The 26,816-nt window shown below is 67.6% G+C and carries 23 protein-coding genes; 14 read left to right on the forward strand and 9 right to left on the reverse strand.

The genetic code is table 11. The features are described from left to right. Positions 1-7: 7 nt before the first annotated feature. On the reverse strand, positions 8-301 hold the full coding sequence (locus HJG53_RS08100; RefSeq protein ID WP_171129308.1) for an RNA-binding S4 domain-containing protein: 294 nt from the start codon (positions 299-301) through the stop codon (positions 8-10). Next, complete coding sequence (locus tag HJG53_RS08105) at positions 301-2,787, reverse strand: helicase-related protein (RefSeq protein ID WP_171129310.1); 2,487 nt, start codon at positions 2,785-2,787, stop codon at positions 301-303. Before HJG53_RS08105 ends, HJG53_RS08100 begins: the two co-directional genes overlap by 1 nt. A 180-nt stretch (positions 2,788-2,967) precedes the next feature. Here HJG53_RS08105 and HJG53_RS08110 point away from each other — a divergent pair, with 180 nt between their 5' ends. Beyond that, positions 2,968-4,434: a M23 family metallopeptidase gene (locus HJG53_RS08110; RefSeq protein WP_171129312.1), complete on the forward strand. Its 1,467-nt coding sequence runs from the start codon at positions 2,968-2,970 to the stop codon at positions 4,432-4,434. A 3-nt stretch (positions 4,435-4,437) separates the two neighbouring features. On the opposite strand, the gene HJG53_RS08115 is transcribed toward HJG53_RS08110, so the two are convergent. Continuing rightward, the gene (locus tag HJG53_RS08115; protein ID WP_171129314.1) at positions 4,438-5,037 is read right to left on the reverse strand and encodes a YdeI/OmpD-associated family protein; all 600 of its coding nucleotides are present in this window, start codon (positions 5,035-5,037) and stop codon (positions 4,438-4,440) included. A gap of 140 nt (positions 5,038-5,177) precedes the next feature. Here HJG53_RS08115 and HJG53_RS08120 point away from each other — a divergent pair, with 140 nt between their 5' ends. Together HJG53_RS08120 and HJG53_RS08125 are read left to right on the forward strand one after the other, a co-directional pair. Next, positions 5,178-5,834: a DUF4893 domain-containing protein gene (locus HJG53_RS08120; protein ID WP_171129315.1), complete on the forward strand. Its 657-nt coding sequence runs from the start codon at positions 5,178-5,180 to the stop codon at positions 5,832-5,834. A 54-nt stretch (positions 5,835-5,888) separates the two neighbouring features. Continuing rightward, on the forward strand, positions 5,889-6,371 hold the full coding sequence (locus tag HJG53_RS08125; RefSeq protein WP_171129317.1) for a hypothetical protein: 483 nt from the start codon (positions 5,889-5,891) through the stop codon (positions 6,369-6,371). On the opposite strand, the gene rarD is transcribed toward HJG53_RS08125, so the two are convergent. The 3 genes from rarD to HJG53_RS08140 are packed head-to-tail and all read right to left on the reverse strand — an operon-like array spanning position 6,346 to position 8,662. Continuing rightward, positions 6,346-7,254: an EamA family transporter RarD gene (rarD, locus tag HJG53_RS08130; protein ID WP_171129319.1), complete on the reverse strand. Its 909-nt coding sequence runs from the start codon at positions 7,252-7,254 to the stop codon at positions 6,346-6,348. The genes HJG53_RS08125 and rarD overlap by 26 nt on opposite strands. After that, positions 7,251-7,472, reverse strand: coding sequence for a hypothetical protein (locus HJG53_RS08135; protein WP_171129321.1), 222 nt, complete (start codon positions 7,470-7,472; stop codon positions 7,251-7,253). Before HJG53_RS08135 ends, rarD begins: the two co-directional genes overlap by 4 nt. 41 nt (positions 7,473-7,513) lie before the next feature. Beyond that, the gene (locus tag HJG53_RS08140; RefSeq protein ID WP_171129323.1) at positions 7,514-8,662 is read right to left on the reverse strand and encodes an acyl-CoA dehydrogenase family protein; all 1,149 of its coding nucleotides are present in this window, start codon (positions 8,660-8,662) and stop codon (positions 7,514-7,516) included. A gap of 174 nt (positions 8,663-8,836) precedes the next feature. Between HJG53_RS08140 and HJG53_RS08145 the strand changes: the two genes are divergently transcribed. Together HJG53_RS08145 and HJG53_RS08150 are read left to right on the forward strand one after the other, a co-directional pair. Next, positions 8,837-12,085 (forward strand): PAS domain-containing protein, encoded by a 3,249-nt coding sequence (locus tag HJG53_RS08145; RefSeq protein WP_171129325.1) that lies wholly within the window; start codon positions 8,837-8,839, stop codon positions 12,083-12,085. Then, positions 12,069-12,917, forward strand: a complete 849-nt coding sequence (locus HJG53_RS08150; protein ID WP_171129327.1) for an SMP-30/gluconolactonase/LRE family protein — start codon at positions 12,069-12,071, stop codon at positions 12,915-12,917. Before HJG53_RS08145 ends, HJG53_RS08150 begins: the two co-directional genes overlap by 17 nt. Here HJG53_RS08150 and HJG53_RS08155 read toward each other — a convergent pair. Continuing rightward, positions 12,868-13,263: a hypothetical protein gene (locus HJG53_RS08155; RefSeq protein ID WP_171129329.1), complete on the reverse strand. Its 396-nt coding sequence runs from the start codon at positions 13,261-13,263 to the stop codon at positions 12,868-12,870. The genes HJG53_RS08150 and HJG53_RS08155 overlap by 50 nt on opposite strands. 223 nt (positions 13,264-13,486) lie before the next feature. On the opposite strand from HJG53_RS08155, the gene HJG53_RS08160 reads away from it, so the two are divergent. From HJG53_RS08160 to HJG53_RS08170, 3 genes are all read left to right on the forward strand, one after another. Next, positions 13,487-14,758, forward strand: a complete 1,272-nt coding sequence (locus HJG53_RS08160; protein ID WP_171129331.1) for a thiamine pyrophosphate-dependent enzyme — start codon at positions 13,487-13,489, stop codon at positions 14,756-14,758. A gap of 130 nt (positions 14,759-14,888) precedes the next feature. Beyond that, the gene (locus HJG53_RS08165) at positions 14,889-15,893 is read left to right on the forward strand and encodes an alpha-ketoacid dehydrogenase subunit beta (protein ID WP_171129710.1); all 1,005 of its coding nucleotides are present in this window, start codon (positions 14,889-14,891) and stop codon (positions 15,891-15,893) included. Positions 15,894-15,896: 3 nt separating this feature from the next. Then, entirely contained in the window at positions 15,897-17,222 is a 1,326-nt protein-coding gene (locus tag HJG53_RS08170) for a dihydrolipoamide acetyltransferase family protein (RefSeq protein ID WP_171129339.1), read from the forward strand. A 70-nt stretch (positions 17,223-17,292) separates the two neighbouring features. On the opposite strand, the gene HJG53_RS08175 is transcribed toward HJG53_RS08170, so the two are convergent. Together HJG53_RS08175 and HJG53_RS08180 are read right to left on the reverse strand one after the other, a co-directional pair. Next, a complete protein-coding gene (locus tag HJG53_RS08175; RefSeq protein WP_171129341.1) occupies positions 17,293-18,666 on the reverse strand; it encodes a glutamate--cysteine ligase in 1,374 nt (457 codons plus the stop codon). 41 nt (positions 18,667-18,707) lie between these two features. Further along, a complete protein-coding gene (locus HJG53_RS08180; RefSeq protein ID WP_171129344.1) occupies positions 18,708-19,454 on the reverse strand; it encodes a 16S rRNA (uracil(1498)-N(3))-methyltransferase in 747 nt (248 codons plus the stop codon). 106 nt (positions 19,455-19,560) lie between these two features. Here HJG53_RS08180 and ubiA point away from each other — a divergent pair, with 106 nt between their 5' ends. Genes ubiA through recQ form a run of 6 tightly spaced genes read left to right on the forward strand, consistent with a single transcriptional unit; the run spans position 19,561 to position 26,689 of the window. After that, positions 19,561-20,463, forward strand: coding sequence for a 4-hydroxybenzoate octaprenyltransferase (gene ubiA, locus HJG53_RS08185; protein ID WP_171129346.1), 903 nt, complete (start codon positions 19,561-19,563; stop codon positions 20,461-20,463). A gap of 23 nt (positions 20,464-20,486) precedes the next feature. Beyond that, positions 20,487-21,833, forward strand: coding sequence for a TldD/PmbA family protein (locus HJG53_RS08190; protein WP_171129347.1), 1,347 nt, complete (start codon positions 20,487-20,489; stop codon positions 21,831-21,833). After that, complete coding sequence (locus HJG53_RS08195; protein WP_171129349.1) at positions 21,826-22,605, forward strand: 3'(2'),5'-bisphosphate nucleotidase CysQ; 780 nt, start codon at positions 21,826-21,828, stop codon at positions 22,603-22,605. Before HJG53_RS08190 ends, HJG53_RS08195 begins: the two co-directional genes overlap by 8 nt. Positions 22,606-22,651: 46 nt before the next feature. Then, positions 22,652-23,854, forward strand: a complete 1,203-nt coding sequence (nhaA, locus tag HJG53_RS08200; RefSeq protein ID WP_171129351.1) for a Na+/H+ antiporter NhaA — start codon at positions 22,652-22,654, stop codon at positions 23,852-23,854. Further along, positions 23,851-24,879: an LLM class flavin-dependent oxidoreductase gene (locus tag HJG53_RS08205; protein ID WP_171129352.1), complete on the forward strand. Its 1,029-nt coding sequence runs from the start codon at positions 23,851-23,853 to the stop codon at positions 24,877-24,879. Before nhaA ends, HJG53_RS08205 begins: the two co-directional genes overlap by 4 nt. Positions 24,880-24,931: 52 nt before the next feature. After that, positions 24,932-26,689 (forward strand): DNA helicase RecQ, encoded by a 1,758-nt coding sequence (gene recQ, locus HJG53_RS08210; protein ID WP_171129353.1) that lies wholly within the window; start codon positions 24,932-24,934, stop codon positions 26,687-26,689. The last annotated feature ends 127 nt before the right edge of the window (positions 26,690-26,816 follow it).

Below are 26,816 nucleotides of genomic sequence, written 5' to 3' on the forward strand. Positions count from 1 at the left end.
TCCGTCGCTATGTCGAGCAGGCGGACGCGTCAACAGGCGGCGACAGGTCCGCGTAACAGAGCCGCGCCTCCGCCGCCGGACCGCGCCGCGCCGGCAGCGCCTCGACCCGGATCACGCGCACCCGCCCGTGCAGCGGAAAGCTCAGTACGTCGCCGACCCTGACGGCCGCATGCGCGCGATCGACGACCCGCCCGCTGATCCGCATATGGCCGGCTTCAGCCACTTCCTGCGCGAAGCTTCGCGTCTTCGCGAGCCGGGTGAACCAGAGATATTTGTCGAGGCGGAGGGTATCGCCGGTCACTAGCGCCCGAACCCCGCCAGCTTGGCGAAGGGGCTGTTCGGGTTGACGGCGACCGCCTCCTCCTTGCGCCGCCGGCCCTGCCAACGCCAGGCAGGCGGCGCGCCCGCTTCGACCGGCAGCGCGCGGAAGCCGAGCATCAGCATCAGCCGGTTCAATGTCGCCGGCTCCAACCCGACCGAAGTGGCGAGCGACGCATCGGGGACGAAAGCGCGCTTGCCTTCGCGCGCCTCGTGCGCCGCCTTCGCGATCCGCTCGACCATGTCGATGCGCACCTGCTGGCGCCCGATACCGCGAAAGCCGGGCGCGTGGCCGGCGGGCAGGATCACCGCTCCCGCCGGCGGTAGCACGCTCATGACAGCGTCACGACGCACGGCCAGCAGCACCGTCCGCCAGCGCAGCGGCTCCGGCTTCAGCAAGGCGGGGGCGAACACGTCCAGGGCGCCGATGGTAATGCCGAGCTTGCGCGCCAATGCCCGGTCTTCGCGCGACATGGTCGAAAGGACACCTCCCACGCTGCGCCGGTCGAGGATTCCGCCGCTCTCCCCCAAGGGTGCGAGCAAGGCGCGGACCGCGCCGGGGGTCGCCGGATCGGCGGCTGCCGCGGCGATGCGTTCCAGCGGGTCGAGCAGCTTTTCCGTCCGCTCTTCCAGCCATTTGTGCAGCCGGGCGAAGATCAGGTCGCGGCTGCCGGGGTCGAGCGCCGCCGCCGCACGCTCCAGCTTCAGTCGTGGCCGCAGCAATTCCCGCGTCGCTTCGAAGCTGGCGATCGGACGTTCTTGCCACAGGATGGCGGGCCGCTGCCCGGCTTCGGCCGAGAGCGCGAAGGCCTCGTCGCCGCTCGCCGCCAGGGCGCGCGCGCGCCGGGTCCGCTCCGCCACGAGCAGCCGGTCCGCCGCAGCGATGAGCCGGCGGGTGTCGGCGTGGCGGGCACTTGCATCGGGCGTGAAGGCAAAGCCCTCCAGGCGCCCGATCGGCTCATCGTCGACAGTCACGATGCCGTCGTCAGCGATCGCGACCGGCAATTCGCTCAAGCCCGCCCCGATCTCGCGCAGCAGCACCGAAGTGCGGCGGTCGACGAAACGCTGGGTGAGCGCTGCGTGCAGGGCGTCCGACAGCTTCTCCTCGATCGCACGCGTGCGCTCGGCCCAATGCGCGGGGTTCTCGAGCCAGTCCGACCGGTGCGCGATATAGGACCAGCTGCGGATCGACGCGATGCGGTCGGCAATGGTGTCGACATCGCCGCCGGTGCGGTCGAGCCGGGCAATCTCCTCCGCGAACCAGCTATGCGGCACATGGCCTTCGGACAGGTGCTGGTAGATGCGGCCGACGAAGCGGGCATGGTGGTCGGCGCCGGTCTTGCGAAAATCGGGCAGGCCGCACGCCGCCCAGAGCCGCTTCACCGCCTGTGGGCCGCGCGTGCGGGCACGCACCCACTCCTCGTCGGCAAGCTTCTTGAGGACCGCCAGGTCGATCGCTTGTGGCGCCGCGCGCAGCACCGGCTCGCTGGGCTTCTCCTCCAGCGAGGCGATCAGTGCATCGAGGCTCGACATGTCCGGATCGCCCTCGCGCCAGTATAGATGTTCGAGCTTCGGAAAGGCGTGATTCTCGATCGCCTCGATCTCTTCGGGCGTGAAGGCGCCGGGTCCGTCCTCGCCGCCCAGCGATCCGAAGGTGCCGTCGCGCTGGTGCCGACCGGCGCGTCCGGCGATCTGGGCCATCTCCGCGACCGTCAGCCGCCGCGTCCGCCGCCCGTCGAATTTCTGTAGCGACGCGAAGGCGACATGCGCCACGTCCATGTTGAGGCCCATGCCGATCGCATCTGTGGCGACGAGATAATCGACCTCGCCGGCCTGGAACATCGCGACCTGGGCGTTGCGGGTGCGGGGGGAAAGCGCGCCCATCACCACGGCCGCCCCACCGCGCAGGCGGCGCAACGTCTCGGCCACCGCATAAACCTCTTCGGCCGAGAAGGCGACGATCGCCGACCGCTTCGGCAATCGCGACAACTTCTTGGCGCCGGCAAAGCTGAGCGTCGAAAATCGCGGCCGGCTGACGATCTCCGTCTTCGGCAGCAGGGCGCGGATCATCGGCCGCAGTGCCTCGGAGCCGAGAATCAGCGTCTCCTCACGCCCCCGCGCACGCAACAGCCGGTCAGTGAAGACATGGCCGCGTTCCGGATCGGCGCCCAGCTGCGCCTCGTCCAGCCCGACGAATGCCACGTCGCGGTCGACCGGCATCGATTCCGCCGTGCAGAGCAGCCAGCGCGCCTGGGGCGGCAGGATCTTTTCCTCGCCGGTGATCAGCCCGACCTGGTTCTCGCCCTTGATCGCGACGACCCGGTCATAGACTTCGCGCGCCAGCAGCCGCAGCGGAAAGCCGATCATGCCGGACGAATGGGCGCACATCCGCTCCACCGCCAGATGCGTCTTGCCGGTGTTGGTGGGGCCGAGCACCGCCGCAACGGGCGAGGACGCGAAACTGGACATGGCGCCTCCAACTTGGGGCTTCGGCCAGACTTGGCAAGCACTTGATCGACTGAACGCACCAGCCATGCGGTTCGCCGCAGCAACGGCTTTTCCGCCAGCGGCTTAGGTTGACGTTAACCCCGATTGTTCACAGCAGAAGGACCTCGACGCCACGGGCGCCGCCATGCCGGGGGGCAGAGTTTGTACCAGCACAAGGGCCAGGAGTTCAGCCTCGGCGGCAGCGCAGGCGCGATCGCGCTCGCACCGGCCGGCTTTGGCCGCGGCGGACCCGCTGTCGCGATCCCGACCCTCAGCGCCCCGCGGGTCGATTTCGTGCCCGATCTGGGCGCGCGCATCGGTTCGCGCGAATGGTGGCGCGGCCTGGCGACGCTGACGGCGCTGTGCGGCTCCGCTTATGCCCTGGCTCCCTCGCTCGACCGGCCGCTGGTGGGCGCGACGCCGGCGCCGTGGAGCGGGGAGCCTGCCGAACAGGCGCGGGCCCAATCCATCACGCCTTTGGCCTATGGCGCGGACAGCGGCAGCCGCATGGCCGCGGGCGATCTCGTCCGCCCGCTCGGCGAAGCGCCCGAACGGCCGATGCTGGAACTCACCGCATCGCTCGGCTCCGGTGACAGCCTCGCGCGGGTGCTGGAGCGCGCAGGCGTCGGCGCCGCCGAAGCAGACAGCGTCGCGCAGATGGTCGCGGGCGCGACGCCGCTCGCCGGCATCGTCGACGGCACGCGGCTCGACATCAAGCTCGGCCGCCGGCCCAACAAGCATGTTGCGCGCCCGCTCGACGCGCTCGCATTCCGCGCCCGTTTCGACCTGCGCCTCGAAATCGCCCGCGTGAACGGGGCCTTGCAGCTGACCCAGGTGCCCATCCGCGTCGACAACACCCCGCTGCGTATTCAGGGCGTGGTCGGCGAGAGCCTCTATCGCGCCGCGCGTGCGGCCGGTGCTCCGGCGAGTGCGGTCGAGACCTATTTGCGCGCGCTGGCCGGCAAGGTGTCGATCGGCTCAATCACATCCGGTGCCCGCTTCGACCTGATCGTCGAGCAGCGCCGCGCCGAAACGGGCGAAGTGGAAACCGGGCAGCTGCTCTTTGCTGGACTCGACCAAGGCCGCCGCAAGCTGCAGCTGCTCAAATGGCAGGCGGACGGCCGTACCGAGTGGTTCGATGCCGCCGGCGTCGGCGAAAAGCGCAGCGGCCTGACGCGACCGGTGGCGGGCCGCCAGACCTCGGGCTTCGGCATGCGGCTGCACCCGCTGCTCGGCTATAACCGCTTCCACCGGGGCATTGATTTCGGCGCCGGCTATGGCTCGCCCATCTTTGCCGTGAGCGATGGCGCGGTGACCTTTGCCGGACGGCATGGCGGTCATGGCAACTACGTGATGCTGCGCCACGGCGGCGGCATCGGCACGGCCTATGCCCATATGAGCCGGATCGCGGTCGCGCCTGGGCAGCATGTGCGCCAGGGGCAGGTGATCGGCTATGTCGGCTCGACCGGGCTCTCGACCGGCCCGCATCTGCATTTCGAAGTCTATCGGGGCGCGACGCCGATCAATCCGAAGACGGTAAATTTCGTCAGCACCTCGTTGCTGAGCGGCGACGCGCTGCGGGCGTTCCGCTCCAAGCTGGCCGGGTTGCTCTCCACGCCGGTGCGCTGACCCTCAGCACTTCTCATACTTCCAGTTGCGCCGTTTGCCTTCGGCCATCCATTCCACCGCCTGCGATACCCGTTTCGCGCGCGTCTCGGGTCGCTTGGCCTCGACGACCCATTCGAGATACTCGCGCCGGCAGCCCGGCGGAAAGGCGTCGTACGTCGCCTGCGCCGCCGGGTTCGCCGCCAGCGCCGCGGCGAGATCGCTGGGCATGACGATCTCCGCCCTCGGCTGTTTGACCGCACGCGGCGCCTTGACCCCTGACTCGATCAGAGCGGCCGCTTTGCGGATCAAGGCATCAAGCTCGTAGTCGGTGGGAAGATCGGACAAGCTCCGCAGCTTGCCGAGCTGCCCCATGCCATCGGCGCTGCGCCCCTCCCCCGCCACTTCCTTGCCGCGCCAGAAGCCGAAGCTCGCATGCTCCTTGAAGGCAGCCATCTGGCAGAGAATTCGACCCTTGTAGGTGAAGCTGGGCATCGACCAGCGCAGCGTTTCCTCGACCTCCGGACAGGCGCGGTGCACGGCGGCACGCAGATGCTGAAGGATCGGTCGCGCAAATGCGGGCCTTCCTTCGATATAGGCGTCGATCCGTGGATCGGTGCTTGGCATGTCTCGCTCCCCTCCTCGCCCATGCTAGCGCAACGGCGCTCCCAAGCGAACCGCTCCGAATCGGCGCCAATGTGATGCTAACCATGGCCCTGTTGCCGCCACTGGGGTAAACAGCGCGCGGCTGTTGCTGGAGCCTGTCGATGACCGGCCGTGTTGCGTTGATTGTCCTGCTGATGCTCGCTCCGGGGCTGTCGAGCTGCGCGCTGTTCCGCGCGGCCCCTGCTCCCGCCGCTCCGGCCGCGATGGTCGAGGTGGTGGAAGACCCTGTGCCGCTCGAATGGGCCAGTGTCGCAACGGAGCGCGATCGCGCACGGCTTGCGGCGCTCGAGCAAAGCTGGAGTCAGGCGCTGGCGAGTGCCCGCCGATTTCGCCGCGCAATGGCAGGCGAAGGCGCGCTGCTCGCTCCCGACGCTGCTCAACCTCGCGCCGCCCCGACGCCGGGAACATATATTTGCCGCGTGATCAAGCTGGGCGGGCGTCCGGCGTTTGCCGCCTTTCGCCCGTTTCACTGTTACGTCGAAGCCGAAGGGGAGTTGCTCACGCTCGTGAAGGGCAGCGGCTCGCAGCGGCCCGCAGGTCGGCTCTGGGCGGATGGCGATACGCGCATGGTGTTCCTGGGGGCGATGGGGTTCGGCGCCGAGGACCCGCCGGCCTATGGCGAGGATGCGAGCCGCGATGTCGCGGGCCGGCTGGAACGGGTCGCGCCATTCCGCTGGCGGCTCGTCATCCCCGACCCCGGGGATGGGGCACTGCTCGACGTCTACGAACTAATCCCCTCGGTTCCGCTCGATCCTTGACCAATGCTGCGCCCGGCCCTAGTGTATTGCTATTGCAATACAGTGGAGGTGCGCGTGTTCGCACGACTGACGATCCTGGCTGCCCTTGTTCTCCTGGCCGCGTGCGACAAGGGCGAACCCACCCGTGTTACGATCAATGCGGGCTCGAACGGCACCGCGCCGGCCAACAAGGGCACTGTCCAGGTCGGCGGCGACGGCTTCAAGGCCGACATCGAGATACCGGGGCTCGCGTCACTTGGCGGGCGGATGAAGATGGACGGCGTGCGCCTCTATCCCGACGCGAAGGTGACCAACATCAACATCGACGGCGACAAGGGCGACAAGGGTCGCGTCGCGGTCAGCTTCACCGCGCCCGCCGACCGGGCCAGGGTGGCCGCCTGGTATGTCGAGCAGATGCGCGACGCCGAGTTCAAGGCGCGGGAGACGCCGACGGGGTTCGCCGGCGAAACCAAGGACGGCAACTGGTTCACGCTCGACCTGAAAGAGGCGGGAGCGCAAACGCTGGGCGAGTTCAAGCTCGGCGAGGCACAGCGCTGACCGGGCGCGCGGCGCGGCGCAGGCCGTCCAACGCATAGACCGCCAGTCCCGCCCAGATAAACGAGAAGCAGATCAGGTGCGCGGTGGTGAGCGGCTCGCCGAACGCCAGCACGGCAAGCAGGAACTGGATGGTGGGCGCGATATATTGGAGCAGGCCCATAGTCGAATAAGGCAGCCGCCGCGCGCCCGCTGCGAACAGCAACAGCGGCGTCGCGGTGACGAGGCCGCCAAGGGCGAGCAGCAGCGACACGTCCCGGCCGGTGCCGAAACTCAGTTCGCCCGTGCTCGACAGCCAGACCAGATAGGCTGCGGAGAGCGGGGCGAGCAGTACCGTTTCGATCGTCAACCCTTCGAGGCTATCCACGGGCGCGACCTTGCGGATCAGCCCGTAGGTCGCAAAGCTGAGGGCGAGGACGAGGCTGATCCAGAGACCCGACGCCGCGCCCGCCGCCAGCACCGCGACGCCGGTCGCAGCGAGCGCCACGGCGACGCCTTGGGCTCGCGTCAGCCGCTCCTTCAGCAGCACGACGCCCATCACGACATTGACCAATGGGTTGAGGAAATAGCCGAGGCTGGTCTCCAGCACATGCCGTGCCCCGATCGCCCAGATATAAACCAGCCAATTGATGCCGATCAGCACCGCGGACGCAGCCAGCAGCTTCAGCGCCCGTGGATTGCGGAGCGCGGCCAATAGCTGCGGCCCGCGCCGGGAGACGGCGATCAGTCCAGCGAGCAGCACCACCGACCAGAGAATGCGCTGCGCCACCACTTCGGTCGGCAGCACGTCGCCGAGCAGCTTGAAATAGACCGGCAGAAAGCCCCAGAGCAGATAGGCGGAGAGGCCGAACGCGACCCCTTTCTTTGCCTCGGCAGCCGAACTCAAAGGATGCCGCCGCCAAGCATCAGGCGGACGCTCGCCACCGCGATCACGAGCAGATTCAGATTGCGCCCCGACGTCCGGCTCGACAGCACGCCGAGCGCCAGGCCCAGGATCGCCCAGGGCAGCACCAGCCAGTTGAGCGCGCCGATGAGGGGAATGAAGGCCACCAGCGCCCAGAGCAGCGCGCCCAGGCCGATCACGATCGAAGCGATGTTCAGCATGGGGCGCGATATGGGCGCGGTGTGTTAAGCGCGCAAGTCAGTTAGAGCTTGCGGCCGATCAGTTCCTTCATGATCTCGTTCGTCCCGCCATAGATGCGGCTGACGCGTGCACCCCGCCACATGCGGGCGATCGGATATTCGTTCATATAGCCGGCGCCGCCGTGCAGCTGCAGGCATTTGTCCATCACTTCCCATTGCAGCTCGGTGTGCCAGAGCTTGGCGGCCGCGCCTTCTTCCGGCGTCAGTTCGCGGCGGAGATGGCGGGCGAGCGCCCAGTCGAGATGCGCCCAGCCGACCTGCAGCTTGGATTTGAGATCGGCGAGGGTGAAGCGGGTGTTCTGGAAATCGAACACCGGCTTTCCGAACGCCTTGCGGTCCTTCACGAAGGCCACGGTGTCGTCGAAGGCACGCTGGGCCGAGGCCTGCGTGCCGACGGCGATCGAGAGCCGCTCCTGCGGCAGTTCGGACATCAAATAGATGAACCCCTTGCCCTCTTCGCCCAGGCAGTTGGTCATCGGCACGCGCACGTCTTCGAAGAACAGCTCGGACGTGTCGGCGGCGTCCTGGCCGATCTTGTCGAGATTCCGGCCCCGCTTGAAGCCTTCGCGATTGGCTTCGACCAGGATGATCGACACCCCCTTCCACGCGGGCTGCACTTCGGTGTCGGTTTTCGCGCAGACCAGGATCAGGTCGGCATTCTGGCCGTTGGTGATGTAGGTCTTGGACCCGTTGATGACGTAGTGATTGCCGTCCTTGCGGGCGGTCGTGCGGATGCCCTGCAGGTCGGAGCCGGTGCCGGGCTCGGTCATCGCGATGGCGGTGACGACTTCGCCCGAGACCATCTTGGGCAGCCATTCGCGCTTCTGCTCTTCCGAGCCGTAGGAGACCAGATAGTTGACGACGATGTCGGACTGGAGGCTGAAGCCGAGCGGCGTGCCGGCATAGCTTACTTCTTCGTCGATGACGGCATTGTAGCCGAAGTCGAGGCCGAGGCCGCCATATTCCTCGGGCACGGTCGGGCACAGCATCCCGATCTCGCCGCCCTTCTGCCAGATATCCTTGTCGACGATGCCATTCGCTTCCCACCGCTCGACATGCGGCACCGCTTCCTTCTGCAGCCAGGAACGGACGGTCTGGCGAAAGGCCTCGTGATCGGGCGTGTAGACGGTACGGGCGTGACTATCGAGCATGCGGAACTGGCCTCTCCTGTTTGCCGCAGAAGAGGCGAGCTTTACGTTTCCGTCAAGGGGAAGGGACATCTGGCGCGATCGAGGGTTTCTGCTGCAAAAGGCAGTTGCTAAGGCGGTCGGAGCGCCATTGCCGGAGGTTCGGGATTGGACGGTTCGCCAAGGTTTGGGGATGAGATGGCGTTTCTGTCGCGGGGTGGCACGCTGGGCGCCCTGATGCGTGATCGCGACTGGCAGGACTCGCCCCTGGGCGCACCCGCCGACTGGCCGCAGAGCCTGAAGACCACGGTCGGCTTTCTCCTACCCGCGCAAGCCCAGATCGTGCTGTTCTGGGGCCCCGACTATGTCGCGCTCTACAACGACGCCTATGCGCCGACGATCGGCGACAAGCACCCGCGTGCCCTCGGGCGCCCGGCGCAGGAGAATTGGGCCGAACTGTGGGACGATCTCGAGCCGCTGCTGCGGTCGGTGCGCGAGACCGGCGAAACCGTCCACGCCAAGGACCGGCCCTTTTATCTCGAGCGGCACGGCTATGGAGAGACGGCTTATTTTGACATCTCCTACTCGGCCGTGCCGGACGAGAGTGGCGGCATCGGCGGCGTGCTTTGCATCGTCGCGGAAACGACCGAACGGGTAGAGGCGCTCGCCGCCCGCACGTCTCAACTGGACACGCTCGCGACGATGTTCGAGCAGGCGCCGAGCTTCATCGCGATGCTCTCCGGGCCGGAGCATCGTTATGTGCTGGCGAACAAGGCCTATAAGCGGCTGGTCGGCGGCCGAGAGGTGGTCGGTCGTACGGTCGCGGAGGCCGTTCCGGAAGCAATCAACCAGGGTTATGGCGAGGTGCTCGACCGAGTGTTCCGCACCGGCGAACGCTTCCACACGGAAAATGCGCGCTTCATGATGCAGCCGGACCCGACCGCGGTCGGGTCCGAAGTCGTGCTCGATTTCCTGTTCGAACCGGTTCGGGATGCAAGAGGCCAAGTCACCGGCATTTTCGTTCAGGGCGTCGATCTAAGCGACGCACGGCGCGAAGCGACGGCGCGGGAGCAGGCCGAGGCCGATTTGCGAGCGAGCCGGGAAGAGCTGCAACTGCTTACCGACTCGCTGCCCGTGCTGGTCAGTTATCTGGAAGGGCCAGATGCCGGGGAACTTCGCTACCGCTTCGTCAACCGGGTGTACGAGGACTGGTTTCCTGGCGGCCGGAGCGGCATCGAAGGGCGGCGCGTCCGTGAGGTACTCGGCGACGAGGCGTTTCAGAACGTCCTGCCCTATGCGCAACGCGCGCTGGCCGGCGAGACGGTCGTGTTCGAGCATTTCATGCCCTATCGCGACGCCCGGCACCGCCACATCCGCGTCCACTATATTCCCCGCACCGAAGCGGGTGATCGGGTCATCGGCATCTACGCGTTCATCGAAGACGTTACCGAACAGCGCGCGGCGGAAGCGGCCCTGCGCCAAAGCGGAGAGCAATTGCGACTCGCGACCGAGGCTGCGGAAATCGGACTGTGGGATGTCGATCCCGTCCAGGACACCCTGTACTGGCCGCCGCGCGTCAAGCGGATGTTCGGCATACAGGACGACCGGCCGGTGTCGATGACCGGCGATTTCTATCCGGCCCTGCACCCCGAAGATGCGGAGCAGGTGACCAGCGCGTTCGCGGCTGCGATGGATCCGCAATTGCGCGCGCTCTATGATGTCGAATATCGCGCGATCGGCCGGGACGACGGCGTGGTGCGCTGGGTGGCAGCAAAAGGCCGCGGCGTGTTCGATGAGAGCGGACGCTGCATCCGCGTTGTCGGCACTGCCATCGATATCACCCGCCGCAAGGCCGACGAGGAACGGCTGCGCGAACTGAACGAGACGCTGGAAAGGCGGGTCGCCGAGGCGGTCGCGGAGCGCAAGCTGCTGCTCGACATCATCGACGGTGCCGATGTGTTCGTGCAGGTTGCCGACCGCGACCTTACCTGGCGCGCGATCAACCGGGCCGCCGCGGAGGAATTCGCCCGCATTTTCGGCACGCGCAAGCCGCAAGCCGGCGACAACATGCTGGCCCTGCTGCGCGACCGACCGGAGCACCAGGAGGCGGTGCGCAGCGTCTGGTCGCGCGCGCTCGACGGCGAAGATTTCGTGCAGATCGACGCGTTCGGCGATCCGGCACTGGATCGTCGGCACTACGAGATGCGCTTCCGCTCGCTCCGCGACCCCAACGGTGACGTGACCGGCGCCTACCAATTCGTCTCGGATGTGACCGATCGGATCAGCGAACAAGAGCGGCTCGCAGCAGCGGAAGAGGCGCTGGCGCAAGCGCAGAAGATGCAGGCGGTGGGGCAATTGGCCGGTGGCATCGCCCACGACTTCAATAATCTGCTCGGGGCCATTGTCGGCTCGCTCGATCTGGTGCTGCGCCGCGACGGCTTCGACGAGCGCACCACCCGCTCCCTCAACAACGCGCTGACGGCCGCGCGGCGCGGATCGAAGCTGACCGCGCAGCTGCTCGCCTTCGCCCGCGCACAGCGTATCGAACTCAAGCCCGTGTCCGTCTCCGAGCTGCTGGAGCGGATGCAGGACCTTCTGGTCCGAACGCTGGGTCCGACGACCGTGCTGAGACTGGATATGGACGCACCGCGCGTGACCGTCCTTTCCGACGAAACACAGCTAGAAATGGCCGTTCTCAACCTTGCGATCAACGCCCGTGACGCCATGCCGGAAGGCGGAGAACTCGTCATCCGCAAGGCCGTTCGGCGAATGGATGCGGATGCGGAGCTGGCACCGGGCGACTATGTCGAACTGAGCGTGATCGATACGGGCACCGGCATGCCGGAGAGCGTAGCGGACCGCGCGTTCGATCCGTTCTTCACCACCAAGCCGGTCGGGCAAGGCACCGGCCTCGGCCTCTCGCAAGTCTATGGCTTCGCGCACCAGGCCGGGGGCACCGCGCGCATCCGCAGCCGGCCGGGACAAGGCACGACGGTCAGCATCTATCTGCCGATCGCCAGGCAAGCCTTTATCGCCGAGGACGAGACGGGAGCGGCCGATCCGGGCGAGACCGGGCGCCGCGCCACGATCCTGGTCGTCGATGACGACCCCGAGCTCCGCCAGTTCCTGATCGATGGGCTGCACGAACTGGGGCACCACGTGATCGCCGCGGAAAGCGGCGCCGCGGGTCTCGCCCAACTCCAGCACAGCCGGCCCGACCTGATGCTGGTCGATTACGCGATGCCGGGGATGAACGGCGTCGAATTCGCCGAAGCGGCGCGCCGGCAGCTGCCCGATGTGCCCATCCTCTTCGCCAGCGGCTATTCCGACGCCGCCGCCATTGAACGCTTCGCCGGCGGCACGACGACGGTGCTGCGCAAGCCCTTCGGACTCAACGAACTGGCCCAGGCCGTGGCCAGCCGGCTGGACGATGAGCGTCCGGCCTGAACTGATTCTGGACGCGCGCGCGGCGCTGGGCGAAGGACCCCGCTGGCATGGCGCGGAGCGGCGGCTCTACTGGGTGGATATCGCCCGGTGCGAGCTTCATCGGTTCGACCCGGCGACAGGCGCGGACGAGAAGCGCGTGTTCGATCATCCGGTCGGCTGCTTCGCCTTTGGCCGGGCGGGCGGGCTGCTGCTGGGAATGAAAGATGGTTGCGCGACGCTGACCAGCTGGGACGCCGATCCGCAGCCGTTCGGCGAACAGGTGCTCGCGAACAAGCCCGACTACCGTTTCAACGACGGACGCACCGACCCATGGGGCCGATTCTGGGTCGGAAGCGTCGATACGACCAAGCAGACGGGCGAGGCTGCGCTCTACCGGCTCGATCCGGACGGACGCGTGACCTGGATCGAGGGCGAGATGCTGACCTGCAATGGCGCCGCCTTTTCCGCCGATGGCAGCCGCTTCACCCATGCGAACACGCCCAGCCACGCGCTACGCATCTACGACGTGGTCGATCGCAAGCTGACCAATCGCCGCACCTTTCACCAATGGCCGATCGGCGAGGGGCGGCCGGACGGTGGCTCGTTCGATGAAGCGGGCTGCTATTGGAGCGCCCTGTTCGACGGCGGCCGGGTGGCGCGGCTCTCTCCAGAGGGAGACGTGGCCGAGGAGGTGAGACTACCAGTCAGCCGGCCGACGATGATCGTCTTCGGCGATGACGACCGGCGCACGGCCTATGTGACCAGCGCGCGGGTCGCCGGCGAACCGCACTCCGGCGGTATCTTCAGTTTTCGAGTGGACGTTCCCGGCGTGCCAGAGTGGCCGTTCGGCTGATCATCAGCCACTTCAGGTCGCCAGTGGTGGCAAAAGCGGCGTCGCAGGCCTGCGCCATCGTGTCCAGGCACTTGTGGAGGACGCGGCCGGAGAACATCCATTCCAGCGTCGCCAGCCCGCGCTCAACCAGGTCGTCGCGGTGCAGGATGCGGCCGGCGCGCATCAGCGCTTCGGGCAGGCGGCAGGCATCCTCCTCGAACATGATCTCGAACCAGGCCCAGTCCGGCCGGCGATCGGGATCGAGCAGCGTCGCCAGCTCTTCCCCGCCGCGCTCCAGCAAGGCCCGGGCACTTTTCAGATCGCGATTCGCCTGGAGCTTTTCGGCGGCCGCGAGCATCACCTTCACCAGGTCCCGGGGCGCAGCCGGTCGCGGCTTTGGCGCGGCCTGGCGAGGCAGAAAGGCGGTCGTCTCGGCGCTGGCTTCCCTGAACATAAGCTTACAAACGCAGCGACATGCGCCTTGGTTGCACGCGGAGTTCGCAGGTGCAGCATCGCAGAGCCGTGTAAGGGCTTTGTAATTTTCTTACACTCACGGCAAAGGGCGCTCCACGCCCGAATCTGGAGAGAGGATGTCCAGCCGCCCCAATCTGCCGCCGCTGCGGCTGCACGTGCCCGAGCCGAGTTTCCGGCCCGGCGACGATGCCGATTTCAGCGCGTTCGACATTCCCGCCGCCGGCGCCGCGCCGCGTCCGGCGGTCGAGGCGACGCCCCACGATTTTCGCGACCTCTCCTATTCTCTGGTCCGGGTGCTCGACGATGATGGTCGCGCGGTGGGTCCGTGGGACCCGAAGCTCTCGCCAGACACGGTGCGTGCGATCCTGAAGGCGATGGCGCTGACCCGCGCGTTCGACGAGCGCATGTATCGCGCGCAGCGCCAAGGCAAGACCAGCTTCTACATGAAGTGCACCGGGGAAGAGGCGATCGCCTGCGCCCAGGCCTTCGCCCTTCACCGTGACGACATGTGCTTCCCCAGCTACCGCCAGCAGGGCCTGCTGATCGCGCGCGACTGGCCGCTCGTCGACATGATGAACCAGATCTATTCGAACAAGGGCGACCGGCTGCAGGGCAAGCAGCTGCCGATCATGTATTCGACGAAGGAAGGCTCCTTCTTCTCCATCTCCGGCAATCTCGCGACGCAGCTTCCGCAAGCCGTCGGCTGGGCGATGGCCTCGGCGATCAAGGGCGACACCCGGATCGCGGCGACGTGGTGCGGCGAAGGCTCGACCGCCGAAGGCGACTTCCATTCGGCCATGACCTTCGCGACCGTCTATAAGGCGCCCGTCATCCTGAACGTGGTCAACAATCAATGGGCGATTTCGAGCTTTTCGGGCTTTGCCGGCGGCGAGGCGACGACCTTTGCCGCCCGCGCGATCGGCTATGGCATTGCCGGGCTCAGGGTGGACGGTAACGACGCGCTGGCCGTCTATGCGGCGACGGAACGGGCGGCGGAGCGCGCGCGGACCAACCAGGGGCCGACGCTGATCGAGTTCTTCACCTATCGCGCGGAAGGCCATTCCACGTCCGACGATCCCAGCGCCTATCGCTCGGCGCAGGAGCGGGAGAAATGGCCGCTCGGGGATCCGATCTCGCGGTTGAAGCAGCACCTCGTCACCATCGGCGAGTGGGATGATGAACGTCACGCGGCGATGGACCTCGACTGCGCGAACGCGGTGAAAGCCGCGCAGAAGGAAGCCGAGAAGAACGGCATCCTCGGCCACGGCATGCACCAGCCGATGTCCACCATGTTCGAAGGCGTGTTCGAGACGCTGCCCTGGCACCTCGAGGAACAGCGCCAGGAAATGCTCGCCGAAGCCCGCGCCGCCGGAATCGAGACCACGTGATGGCCCGCATCACTTTCATCATCCCCGCGAAAGCGGGAACCCAGCTTCTTCCTTATGTCCCGGCACCCTTCACCTTCTGGGTTCCCGCTTTCGCGGGAATGACGAACGGAGGAAATCGCTGATGGCCCGGATGAACATGATCCAGGCGATCAACTCGGCGCTCGATGTGCTGATGGATCGCGATCCGAACATCGTCGTGATGGGCGAGGACGTCGGCTATTTCGGCGGCGTGTTCCGCGCGACGGCGGGGTTGCAGTCGAAATATGGCAAGACGCGCGTGTTCGACACGCCGATCAGCGAGCTCGGCATCATCGGCGTGGCCGTCGGCATGGGCGCCTATGGCCTGAGGCCGGTGCCGGAGATCCAGTTCGCCGATTACATCTACCCGGCGCTGGACCAGCTCGTCTCCGAAGCGGCGCGGCTGCGTTACCGCTCGGCGGGCGATTTCACCGCGCCGATCACGGTGCGCTCGCCCTTTGGCGGCGGCATCTTCGGCGGGCAGACGCACAGCCAGTCGCCCGAGGGCATCTTCACCCATGTCTCCGGCCTGAAGACGGTCATTCCCTCGACACCTTACGATGCCAAGGGCCTGCTGATCGCGGCGATCGAAGACAATGATCCCGTCATCTTCTTCGAACCGAAGCGCATCTATAACGGTCCCTTTTCCGGCCATTACGACCGCCCGGCGCAGAATTGGTCGCAACACCCCGCAGGCGAAGTGCCCGACGGCTATTACCGCATCGATCTCGGCAAGGCGCAGGTGGTGCGGCCCGGCGAGGCGCTGACGGTGCTCGCTTATGGCACGATGGTGCATGTCTGCGCTGGGGTGATTGAGGAACAGGGAATCGACGCCGAGCTGATCGACCTGCGCACGCTCTTGCCGCTCGACATCGAAACGATCGAAGCGTCTGTGAAGAAGACCGGGCGCTGCATGATCGTGCACGAGGCGACCCGCACCTCGGGCTTCGGCGCGGAGCTGTCGGCGCTGGTGCAAGAACGCTGCTTCTATCACCTCGAAGCACCGATCGAGCGGGTCACCGGCTATGACACGCCGTATCCGCACAGCCTCGAATGGGCCTATTTTCCCGGGCCCGTCCGCATCGGCGAGGCGCTCAAAAAGATCATGAAGGACTAAGCGATGGGCCTGTTCACTTTCCGGCTGCCGGACATTGGCGAAGGCATCGCCGAGGCCGAGATCGTCGCCTGGCACGTGAAGGTCGGCGACCGGATCGAAGAGGACGGCAAGCTCGCCGACCTGATGACCGATAAGGCGACTGTCGAGATGGAGTCGCCGGTGGCGGGCGTGGTCCGCGAGGTCGCCGGCGAGGTGGGCGACGTGATCGCGATCGGCTCCGCACTGGCGGTGATCGAGACGGAGAGTGAAGAGGTGGAGGAAGCTGCGCCGGTCGCGGCGCCGGTTGCAAGTGAGACCGAGACGGAGCCGATGCCGCGGGTGGAGCCTGTGCTGCAAGTGCCTGAGGCCCCAAAGCCGGTTCGGCCTGAGCCTGTCGAAGGCCTCCCTTCCCCTTCGGCTCCGGCGCCCAAGGAACAAAGGGAGGGCTTCGACAAGCTCAGCCCAAACCGGGAGGAGAGTGCCGGGCGTCACTCCCCGGTCCTCGCCTCGCCCGCGGTCCGCGCGCGCGCGCAGGAACTCGGCATCGACCTCGCGCAGGTGCAGCCGAGCCAGGAAGGCCGCATCCGGCATCAGGACCTGGACGCGTTCCTCACCTACAATGCGGGTCAGGGCTATGGCCGCCCGTCCGCGCCGCGCGAGGACGAGCAGGTCAAGGTGATCGGCATGCGCCGCCGCATCGCCGAGAATATGGCCGCGTCGAAGCGCCACATCCCGCACTTCACCTATGTCGACGAGATCGACGTCACCGCCCTCGAAGACATGCGGTCAGACCTGAACGCCAATCGCGGCGAGCGGCCGAAGCTGACCATGTTGCCGCTGCTGATCGTGGCGATCTGCAAGACGCTGCCCGAATTTCCGATGCTCAACGCGCGCTATGACGACGAAGCGGGCGTGGTGACGCGCTACGGCGCCGTCCATATTGGCATGGCGACGCAGACCGATGCCGGGCTGATGGTGCCGGTGATCCGCGAAGCGCAGGACAAGAATGTGTGGCAGCTCGCCCGCGAGATCGGGCGGCTGGCCGAGGCGGCGCGCACCGGCAAGGCGACATCCGCCGAACTGTCGGGCTCGACGATCACGGTCACGTCGCTCGGGCCATTGGGCGGTGTCGCGACCACGCCGGTGATCAACCGCCCGGAAGTGGCGATCATCGGCCCGAACAAGATCGTCGAGCGGCCGGTCTTCGACGGCGACGATCTCGTCCGCGCCAAGCTGATGAACCTGTCGATCAGCTGCGATCACCGCGTCGTCGATGGCTGGGACGCGGCAAGCTATGTGCAGGCGCTCAAGAGACTGCTGGAAACGCCGGTCCTGCTGTTTGCGGATTAGCATTTTTTCCGTTCGCTTCGAGCGAAGTCGAGAAGCGTATCTCGACGTCGCTCGATACGAACGGGCCTCCTTAAAAACTGAACTCGTCGTAGATCCGCGTGAGGTCGCCCGCCCAGCTACCGTGGTACAGGTCCAGCAGGCGCTGCGCCGGCGTCTTGCCGGTGCGGACGGTCTCCTGGAGCGGCTCAAGGAAGCCGACTTCGCTGTCGCCTGACCCGCTCAGTTCCGCCCGATGGCGGAGGCCGGAGGCGGCAATCGACAGCACTTCGCCGGCGATGTCGAGCAGCTTGCCGCCGCCGGGCAGCGGCGCGTCGAGGCCGAGGCGCGGCACGTCGTTGCGCAGCGCCTCCCGCTCCTCCATCGACCAGCCCTTGACCAGGTCCCAGGCCGCGTCGAGCGCCGGTCCGCCATAGAGCAGGCCAACCCAGAGCGCGGGCAGCGCGCAGATCTTGCTCCAGCGGCCGCCATCGGCCCCGCGCATTTCCAGGAAGGTCTTCAGCCGCACTTCGGGGAAAGCGGTCGAGAGATGGTCGGCCCAGTCGGACATGCGCGGCTTCTCGCCGGGCAGGACGGACAGCTCGCCCTTCAGGAAATCGCGGAAGCTCAGGCCCGCCGCGTCGATATACCGGCCGTCGCGGAAGACGAAGTACATCGGCACGTCGAGCGCGTAATCGGCGTAGCGTTCATAGCCGAAGCCGTCTTCGAACACGAAGGGCAGCATGCCGGTGCGCGCGCCATCGGTGTCCGACCAGATATGGCTGCGGAAGGACTGAAAGCCGTTCGGCTTGCCTTCCGTGAAGGGCGAGTTGGCGAACAGCGCCGTGGCGAGCGGCTGCAGCGCGAGGCCGACGCGAAACTTCTTCGCCATGTCCGCTTCGGACGCATAGTCGAGATTGACCTGGATCGTGCAAGTCCGCAGCATCATGTCCAGGCCGAGGCTGCCCACTTTCGGCATGTGGTTGAGCATGATCGCATAGCGACCCTTGGGCATGATCGGCAGCTCGGCGCGCGTCTTGTCCGGCCACATGCCGAGGCCGAGAAAGCCAAGGCCAAGCTCGTCGCCGACGGCCTTGACCTGCTCAAGGTGCCGGCCGGTTTCGGCGCAGGTCTGGTGCAGGTTTTCGAGCGGCGCGCCGGAGAGTTCGAGCTGCCCGGCCGGCTCCAGGCTGATGGTGCCGTCCGCGCCGCTCAGCGCGATGACGTTGCCGCCCTCGATTACCGGCCGCCAGCCATAGCGGGTCAGCCGGTCGAGCAGGTCGCGAATGCCACCCGGCTCGTCATAGGAGGGGGCGCGGTGATCGGCGGTGCGGTAGACGAATTTCTCGTGCTCCGTGCCGATCCGCCAGCGCTCGCGCGGCTTCTCGCCCGATGCGAACAGCTCGATCAGCTGTGCGCGATCCTCGATGATCGGATCGACCTTGCCCGTCTCTTCCCGCGTGCTCATCGCCGCGCCTTACGAGGCGAGTGGCAAAATGCAACTGTGGCTCACGCCCAGTCTCCGTTCGCCGCCATCCATACGCTGACGGCGGTCACCGCCGCGGTCTCGGCGCGCAAGATGCGGGGACCGAGCGACACCGGGACCGCCCGCGTCAGCGCACGAATGGCGACCCGCTCGACCAGATCGAAGCCGCCTTCGGGGCCGATCAGGATCGCCGCCGGTCCGGGATGCGCCCGCACGGCCTCCAGCATCGGCGTGCCGCCTTCCTCGTCGGCGAAGAACAGCGTGCGCCCTGAGGGCCAGTCGCGCAGCAGCGTGTCGAGCCGCACCAATTCGGCCAGCTCCGGCAGCGCCGTCCGCTCGCACTGCTCGGCGGCCTCGATCATGTGGGCGCGCAGGCGATCGCCGTTCAGCTTGTCGACGACGCTGCGCCGGGTCGAGACCGGCAGCAGCCGCGCGACGCCCAGCTCGCTCGCTTTCTCCGCCACCCAGTCGATGCGTCCCTTCTTGATCGGCGCGGCGCACAGCCACAGGTCGGGCACGGCCTCTCGTTCGCGCAGTTTCGCGGCGACGCGCACGGTCAGGTCGCGCTTGCCCGCGGCGCTCACTTCGCCAAGCCATTCGCCGGTGCGATCGTCGAACAACTTGACTGTGCCGCCCGGCCTCATGCGCATGACGGAGAGGAGGTAATGCGCCTGTCCGCCGTCGATGCGCAGCTCCAGCCCGTCGCCGAGCGGCTGGTCGATGAAAAGGCGCGGCGCGCTGTTCGGCGGCCAGGCGGGCGTGGCGGACATATCCGTTCATAACCGTTCGCTTCGAGCGAAGTCGAGAAGCGCTCCGAGTGCCCCCTCCGTATCTCGACTTCGCTCGATACGAACGGATGTGTAATGCAGCTCCCAGATGCAAACTTCCCTCCCCGACACCGAACACCATCGCCTGGCCCGTTCCGGCGGCCTGCGTCCATTCGTCCTGCTCGCGCGGCTCGACCGGCCGATCGGCTGGTGGCTGCTTTACTGGCCGTGCGCCTGGGGACTGGCGCTGGCCGGCGGCGCGTTCGAGCGTTGGGACCTGCTGCTGTGGATGCTGCTCGGCGCGATCGCAATGCGGGGCGCGGGCTGCGTCTATAACGATATTGTCGATCGCGATCTCGACGCGCAGGTCGAGCGCACGCGCGGACGGCCGCTGGCGAGCGGCGCCGTGTCGCTGAAGGCCGCCTGGGCCTGGCTGATGGTGCTGTGCGGGATCGGCCTGATCGTGCTCGTTCAGCTGCCGCTGCTCGCCGCCTCCATCGCGCTCGGCAGCGTCGTGTTCGTCGCGGCCTATCCGTTCATGAAGCGGATTACCTGGTGGCCTCAGGCCTGGCTCGGCATCGTGTTCAGCTGGGGCGCGCTGGTCGGCTGGGCAGCCTATGCGCGGGAAGTCGCACCGCCGATGCTGTTCCTCTACGCCGGCGCGATCGCCTGGGTGATCGGCTATGACACCATCTACGCTCTACAGGACCGCGAGGATGACGCGCTGATCGGCATCCGCTCCTCGGCACTGCGGCTGGGGCGGCATGTGAAGGCGGGCGTGGCGACCTTCTATGGGGTGGCGCTGATCCTGTGGAGCATCGCGATCTGGCTGATCCGACCGGAGCCGCTCGCCTTTGTCGCGCTGGTGCCGGCGGCGCTGCAGCTCGGGTGGCAGCTGGCGAGCCTCAATCCAGAGGATGGCGGCGACGCGCTCGTCAAATTCCGGTCGAACCGGTTTGCCGGACTGCTCGTCTTCCTCGCCTGTGCGACGGTCGGCACTGGCGCGGCCTAGCCGCCATCCCTAAGTGCGAGGCGATGCTCACGCTTGCCGACGCACAATCCCGCCTGCAGGACCTGGTCGCCGCCGCCCGCAAGGCCGGCGCCGACGCCGCCGACGCGCTCTATCACGGCGACCGCTCGACCGACGTGCATGTGCGCCTCGGCGCGCTCGAGAATGTCGACCAGTCTGAGGGCGAGGAGATCGGCCTGCGCGTCTTCGTCGGCCGGCGCTCGGCGAGCGTTTCGGCCTCTGACCTGGCGCCCGAGTCATTGCGCGCTTTGGCCGAGCGCGCGGTCGCCATGGCGCGGGAGGCACCGGAGGACCGGTTTGCCGGCCTCGCCCCCGAGGAGCGGCTGCAGCAGGGCAAGGCGCGGGATCTCGACCTCGACGATGGCCGCGAGCCCGGCCCAGCCGCGCTCAAGGAACGCGCGCTCGCCGCCGAAGAGTCGGCGCGCGCGGTGGCGGGGGTCACCAACAGCGAAGGCGCCAGCGCCTCCACCGGCCGCAGCCAGATTGCGCTCGCCACCAGCCATGGCTTTGCCGGCGGCTATGCGGCGAGCGCGCATTCGATCGGCGCCTCGATGCTGGCGGAACGGGGCGAGCAGAAGCAGCGCGACGGCGCGTGGCACTGGGTGCGCGACCTCGACCATCTCGACGGCGCCGAGACCGTAGGACAATTGGCAGGAGAACGCGCCGTGGCCCGCCTGGGTGCGCGTAAGCTGCCGAGCGGGACCATGCCGATCGTGTTCGACCCGCGCATCGGCGGCTCGCTGATCGGCCATTTGCTCGGCGCGATCTCGGGCCCTTCGATCGCACGGCGGACCAGCTTCCTGCTCGACCGGCTCGGCGAACTGGTGTTCGACCCGTCGATCACGATCCTCGACGATCCGCATCGCGTGCGCGGGCTGCGCTCCCGCCCGTTCGACGGGGAGGGCCTGCCGACCGCGCCGCGCAAGCTGATCGACGCCGGGCGGCTAACCGGCTGGCTGCTCGACAGCGCCTCCGCGCGCCAGCTCGACCTCGAACCGACCGGCCATGCCGCGCGCGGCGTCGGCGGCCCGCCAGGCGTGTCGGCCAGCAACGTCCATGTCGCGCCCGGCGCCCAGTCGCGAGAAGCGCTGATCGGCGGCATCGCGCGCGGCTTCTACGTCACCGAGCTGATCGGCCAGGGCGTGAACGGCGTCACCGGCGACTATAGCCGAGGCGCGGGCGGCTTCTTGATCGAGAATGGCAAGCTCGGGCACCCTGTCGCGGAAGTGACGATCGCCGGCAATCTGAAGGACATGTTCGCGCGGATAATCGCCGCGGACGATCTCGACTTTCGCTATGCCGTCAATACGCCGACCCTGCTCGTCGAGGGGATGACCGTCGCTGGTGACTGATCCCCGCCTCGATGCCGTCAGCGCCGCCGCGGCCGAAGCCGGCCGGATGGCGCACGAGCTGTGGCGCGGGGATTTCAAGCGGTGGGAAAAGGCGCCCGGCAATCCGGTCTGCGAAGTCGACCTGGCCGTGGACGACTTCCTCCGCGCGCGGCTGGCCCAGATCGACCCCGAAGCCGGCTGGTTGTCCGAAGAGACGGCGGACAGCGCCGAGCGGCTGCTCCGGTCCAAGGCCTGGGTGGTCGACCCGATCGACGGCACCCGCGACTATATTCGCGGCCGCACCGGCTGGGCGGTGTCGGTGGCGCTGGTCGAAGGCGGCAAGGTGCTGCTGGGCGTGCTCGATGCGCCGTCCCGAGGTCAGCAATGGTGCGCAGAAATGGGCGGCGGCGCCTGGCTCAACGGCGAGCGGCTGCGCGTCAGCGATCGCGAGGAACTGCCCGGCGCCCGCGTACCCGCCGACACCTTGCCTAAGACGGATGCCGACCTGATCGGCGTGCCCCGTCCCAACTCGATCGCGCTGCGCATCGGCATGATCGCGGCGGGCGAAGTCGATCTGGTGGCGACGCTGCGCTGGGGCCGCGAATGGGACATCGCCGCCGCGCACCTGATCGCGCAGGAGGCCGGCGCGATCGTTACCGACGCGCTGGGCCGCCCGATCCGCTTCAACTCGACCAGCGCTGAGGCGTTCGGCGTGCTGGCGAGCGTGCCGGGCATCCACCAGGCTGCGGTACAGCGCCTCTGGTCCCGCGCGATGAAGGCAAGCGCCCGCTAGCCGATTCCGGTTGAACCTCACCTGTTTTGCGAGGAACAGGGCCGGCATGGTTCGCAATGGCCCCCGATCAGCGCTGCGCGACTTCCTCGAGAGCGAAGCGTCCGGCGGGATCGTCCTGATCGCGGCAGCTTTGCTGGCCCTGATCGTGGCGAACCTGCCAGCCACGCACGCGCTCTATGAGCACTTCATCCATGCGCAGACCGGGCCGGCGCTCAGTCCGAAGCTCGGGCCGATGACCGTGCATCTGTGGGTCAATGACGGGCTGATGGCGCTGTTCTTCTTTCTCGTCGGGTTGGAGATCAAGCGCGAGCTGCTCGACGGCCAGCTGTCGCGCCCGGCCGATCGCGTCCTGCCGGTGGTCGCTGCAGGGGCCGGCATGGCCGTGCCGGCGATCGTCTATCTGGCGCTCACCAGCTCGGTCGATGGTCTCGCGCGTGGCTGGGCGATTCCGGCCGCGACCGACATCGCCTTTGCGATCGGCGTGCTGGCGCTCCTGGGCAGTCGAGCGCCTGCCTCGCTGAAGCTGTTCCTGACCACCGTCGCGATCGTCGACGACATGGGCGCGGTGGCGATCATCGCGGCTGTCTACACCGCATCGCTGAACCTCGTTGCGCTCGGCGGCGGCGCGCTGGTGCTTGCCGGCATGATGGGTCTGAACCGGATCGGCGTGCGCAGCCTCTGGCCGTATTGGCTGGGCTTTGCCCTGCTCTGGTATCTGGTGCTGCTGTCGGGCGTCCACGCGACGATCGCCGGCGTGCTTGCCGCGCTGACCGTCCCGATCAAGCCAACGCCGGGCGCGCCCGATGCCGAGGACTCGCCGCTGCACCGATTGGAGCACGGGCTGCACCCCTGGGTCGCCTATGCGATCGTGCCCCTGTTCGGCTTCGTCAACGCGGGCGTGACGCTTGGCGGGGCGTCGCTGCTCGACCCGCTGCCGCTCGGCATCGCGGCCGGGCTGTTCATCGGCAAGCAGCTCGGCGTACTGGGCGCGGTGTGGGCGGTGGTCAGACTGGGTATCGCCAGCCGACCAACAGGCGCGAGCTGGCGGCAAATCTATGGCGTCTGCCTGCTCTGCGGCATCGGCTTCACGATGAGCCTGTTCATCTCCGGCCTCGCCTTTGCCGGCCAGCCGCAATTCGTCGACGAGGCGAAGGTCGGCATTCTCGGCGGCTCGCTGCTGTCGGCGCTTGCCGGCTGGCTGGTGCTGCGCGTTGCGCAGCCGCCCCGCGCACCTATCTCAGCCAAGTGAAACTCTCGGTCCTCGATCAATCGCCCATTCCGGCCGGCGGCACCGCCGCCGATGCGGTCCGCAACACCATCGACCTGGCCGAGGCCGCCGAGCGGTTCGGCTATCATCGCTATTGGCTGGCGGAGCATCATGCCTCGCCCGCACTGGCCGGAGTCGCGCCGGAAGCGCTGATCGGGCCGGTGGCGCTGGCGACGAGCCGCATCCGCATCGGCTCGGGCGGCATCATGCTGCCGCATTTCTCGCCGTTCAAAGTGGCGGAGACGTTTCGCCTGCTGAGTGCGATGGGGCCGGGCCGGATCGACCTGGGCCTCGGCCGCGCGCCGGGCAGCGACCAGCGCACCGCCTATGCGCTACAGCGCGACCGGTCGAAGCGGATGCTGGTCAACGACTTTCCCGAGCAGGTCGCCGAGCTGCTCGGCTACCTAGAAGGCTCATTGCCCGACGATCACCTGTTCAAGCCGCTCGAAGCGACCTTGCCCTCGGGCGGTAGCGGCAGCCCTGATGTGTGGATGCTGGGCAGTTCGAGCGACAGCGCCGTCTGGGCGGGGCAAATGGGTCTGCCCTATTGCATCGCGGACTTCATCAACTCGGACGCGCTGCCGCTCGCCGACCTTTACCGGCAGCATTTCACGCCCTCGGCACGCTGCCCGGAACCCTATCTGATGGTCGCGGTCTGGGCGATTGCCGCCGAAGACCGGGCCGGGGCCGAGCGGCTGGCAGCGCCTGCTAAAATGATGTTCGCGCACCTGGTCCGCGGGTCGCTGATCCCGGTGCCGAGCATGGCCGTAGCCGACGCGTGGCTCGCCGACAATCCGCAGCCGCCGGCGCGGCGCCGTACCCTGCTCGGCACCGGCGCCGAAGTGGCCGACGAGGTCCGCGAGGTGGCGCGGCTCTATGGCGCGCAGGAGATGATGCTGGTCAACATTCTGCCCGAACACGCCCCACGCGTCCGCAGCTACCAGCTGGTGGCGGAGGCTCTGCACTCTCCCCCGTTCGTTTCGAGCGAAGTCGAGAAACGCACGTAACATCAGGCACCGCTTCTCGACTTCGCGAGAAGCGAACGGGTAAGGGATTTCAGTGTCTGACCTTTGTAGCCTGCTCCATTCCACTTTCGGTTTCAGCGACTTCCGCGGCGTGCAGGCCCAAGTGGTGGAGCGCGTCATGGCGGGGGAGCGGACGCTGGCGGTGATGCCGACCGGCGCCGGCAAGTCGCTCTGCTATCAGCTGCCTTCAGTGGCGCTGGAGGGGACCTGCATCGTCGTCTCGCCGCTGATCGCGCTGATGCACGACCAGCTTCGCGCCGCGACTGCGATCGGCATCCGCGCCGCGACACTCACCAGCGCCGACGACAATCGCGCCGAGACGATCGAGCGGTTCAAGGGCGGCGATCTCGACCTGCTCTATGTCGCCCCCGAACGCGCCTCGACCGGCCATTTTCGCGATCTGCTGAGCCGCGCCCCCATATCCCTCTTCGCGATCGACGAGGCCCATTGCGTGTCCGAATGGGGGCATGATTTCCGCCCCGACTATCGGCTGCTGCGCCCACTCCTCGACGGCTTTCCAGAGGTGCCGCGGCTGGCGCTGACCGCGACGGCCGACGCCCACACGCGCGACGACATTCTCGTCCAGCTCGGCATCCCGACCGACGGGCTGATCGTCGCCGGCTTCGACCGCCCGAATATCCGCTATGCGATCACGCCGCGCCAGAACACGACTCAGCAGATCGCCGACCTGCTGCGCGACCAGCCGGGGCCCGGCATCGTCTATGTCCAATCGCGCGCCGGGACCGAGAAGCTCGCGGCGCAGATCGCCGGCACGGGACGGGTGGTCCGCGCTTATCATGCCGGCCTGGAGCCGGCGGTACGCGCCGCGAACCAGGCCGCGTTCGTCGCGTCGGAAGATATGGTGATGGTCGCAACGGTCGCCTTCGGCATGGGCATCGACAAGCCGGACGTGCGCTTCGTCGCCCATGCCGGACTGCCCAAGTCGATCGAGGCCTATTATCAGGAAACCGGCCGCGCCGGGCGCGATGGCGAGCCGGCCGAGGCGCATATGTTCTGGGGCGCCGATGATTTTGCCAAGGCCCGGCAACGGCTGGGCGAGGTCGATGCGAGCCGCGTCGCGGGGGAGCGCGCACGGCTGACCGCGCTGGGTGGTCTGGTCGAAACGCCGGACTGCCGCCGGGCACTGCTGCTCCGCTATTTCGGCGAAAACCCGCCCGAGCGCTGCGGCAATTGCGACAATTGCCTGAACCCGCCGCAAGCGATCGACGCGACCGAATTGGCCCGCAAATATCTGTCGGCGGTGTTCCGCACCGGCCAGATGTTCGGCGCCGGCTATGTCGAGAGCGTGCTGACCGGCCAGTCGACCGAACGCAGCCTGATGAACGGGCATGAAGCGCTGTCGGTGTGGGGGATCGTCGATGCTGACGAGGCCGCGCTGCTGAAGCCGGTCGGCCGCGCGCTGCTGCTGAAGGATGCGCTCCGCGCCAATCCGCATGGCGGGCTGGAGTTCGGGCCCGCGGCTCGCGCACTGTTGAAGGGCGAAGCGGAGCTGCCGCTGATCGTGCCGCCCAAGCGCGAGCGCCGGCGCAGGCGCGATGCCGCGCCGAACCCGGTCGGCGACCCGCTGTTCGACGCGCTCCGCGCATGCCGCCGCGAACTGGCGGAGGAAGCCGGCATGCCGCCCTATGTGATCTTCCACGATTCGACGCTGCGCGAGATGGCCACGGTGCGCCCGCAGACGCTTGCCCAGCTTGGCGAAATCACGGGTGTCGGCCGGCGCAAGCTGGAAGCTTATGGCGAGGCGTTCCTTGCCGTGCTGAAGCAGCATTAATCCCGTCATCCCGAACTTGTTTCGGGACAAGGCTGCCGTCGCTCTAGATTTCGCGATTCGCGCCATGCTTCACGCGGCTCGACCCTTCTCCCGAAACAAGTTCGGGATGACGGAGGGGGTGGTGGGG

The organism is Sphingomonas sp. ID1715, assembly GCF_013044515.1.
Taxonomy (GTDB): domain Bacteria; phylum Pseudomonadota; class Alphaproteobacteria; order Sphingomonadales; family Sphingomonadaceae; genus Sphingomonas_B.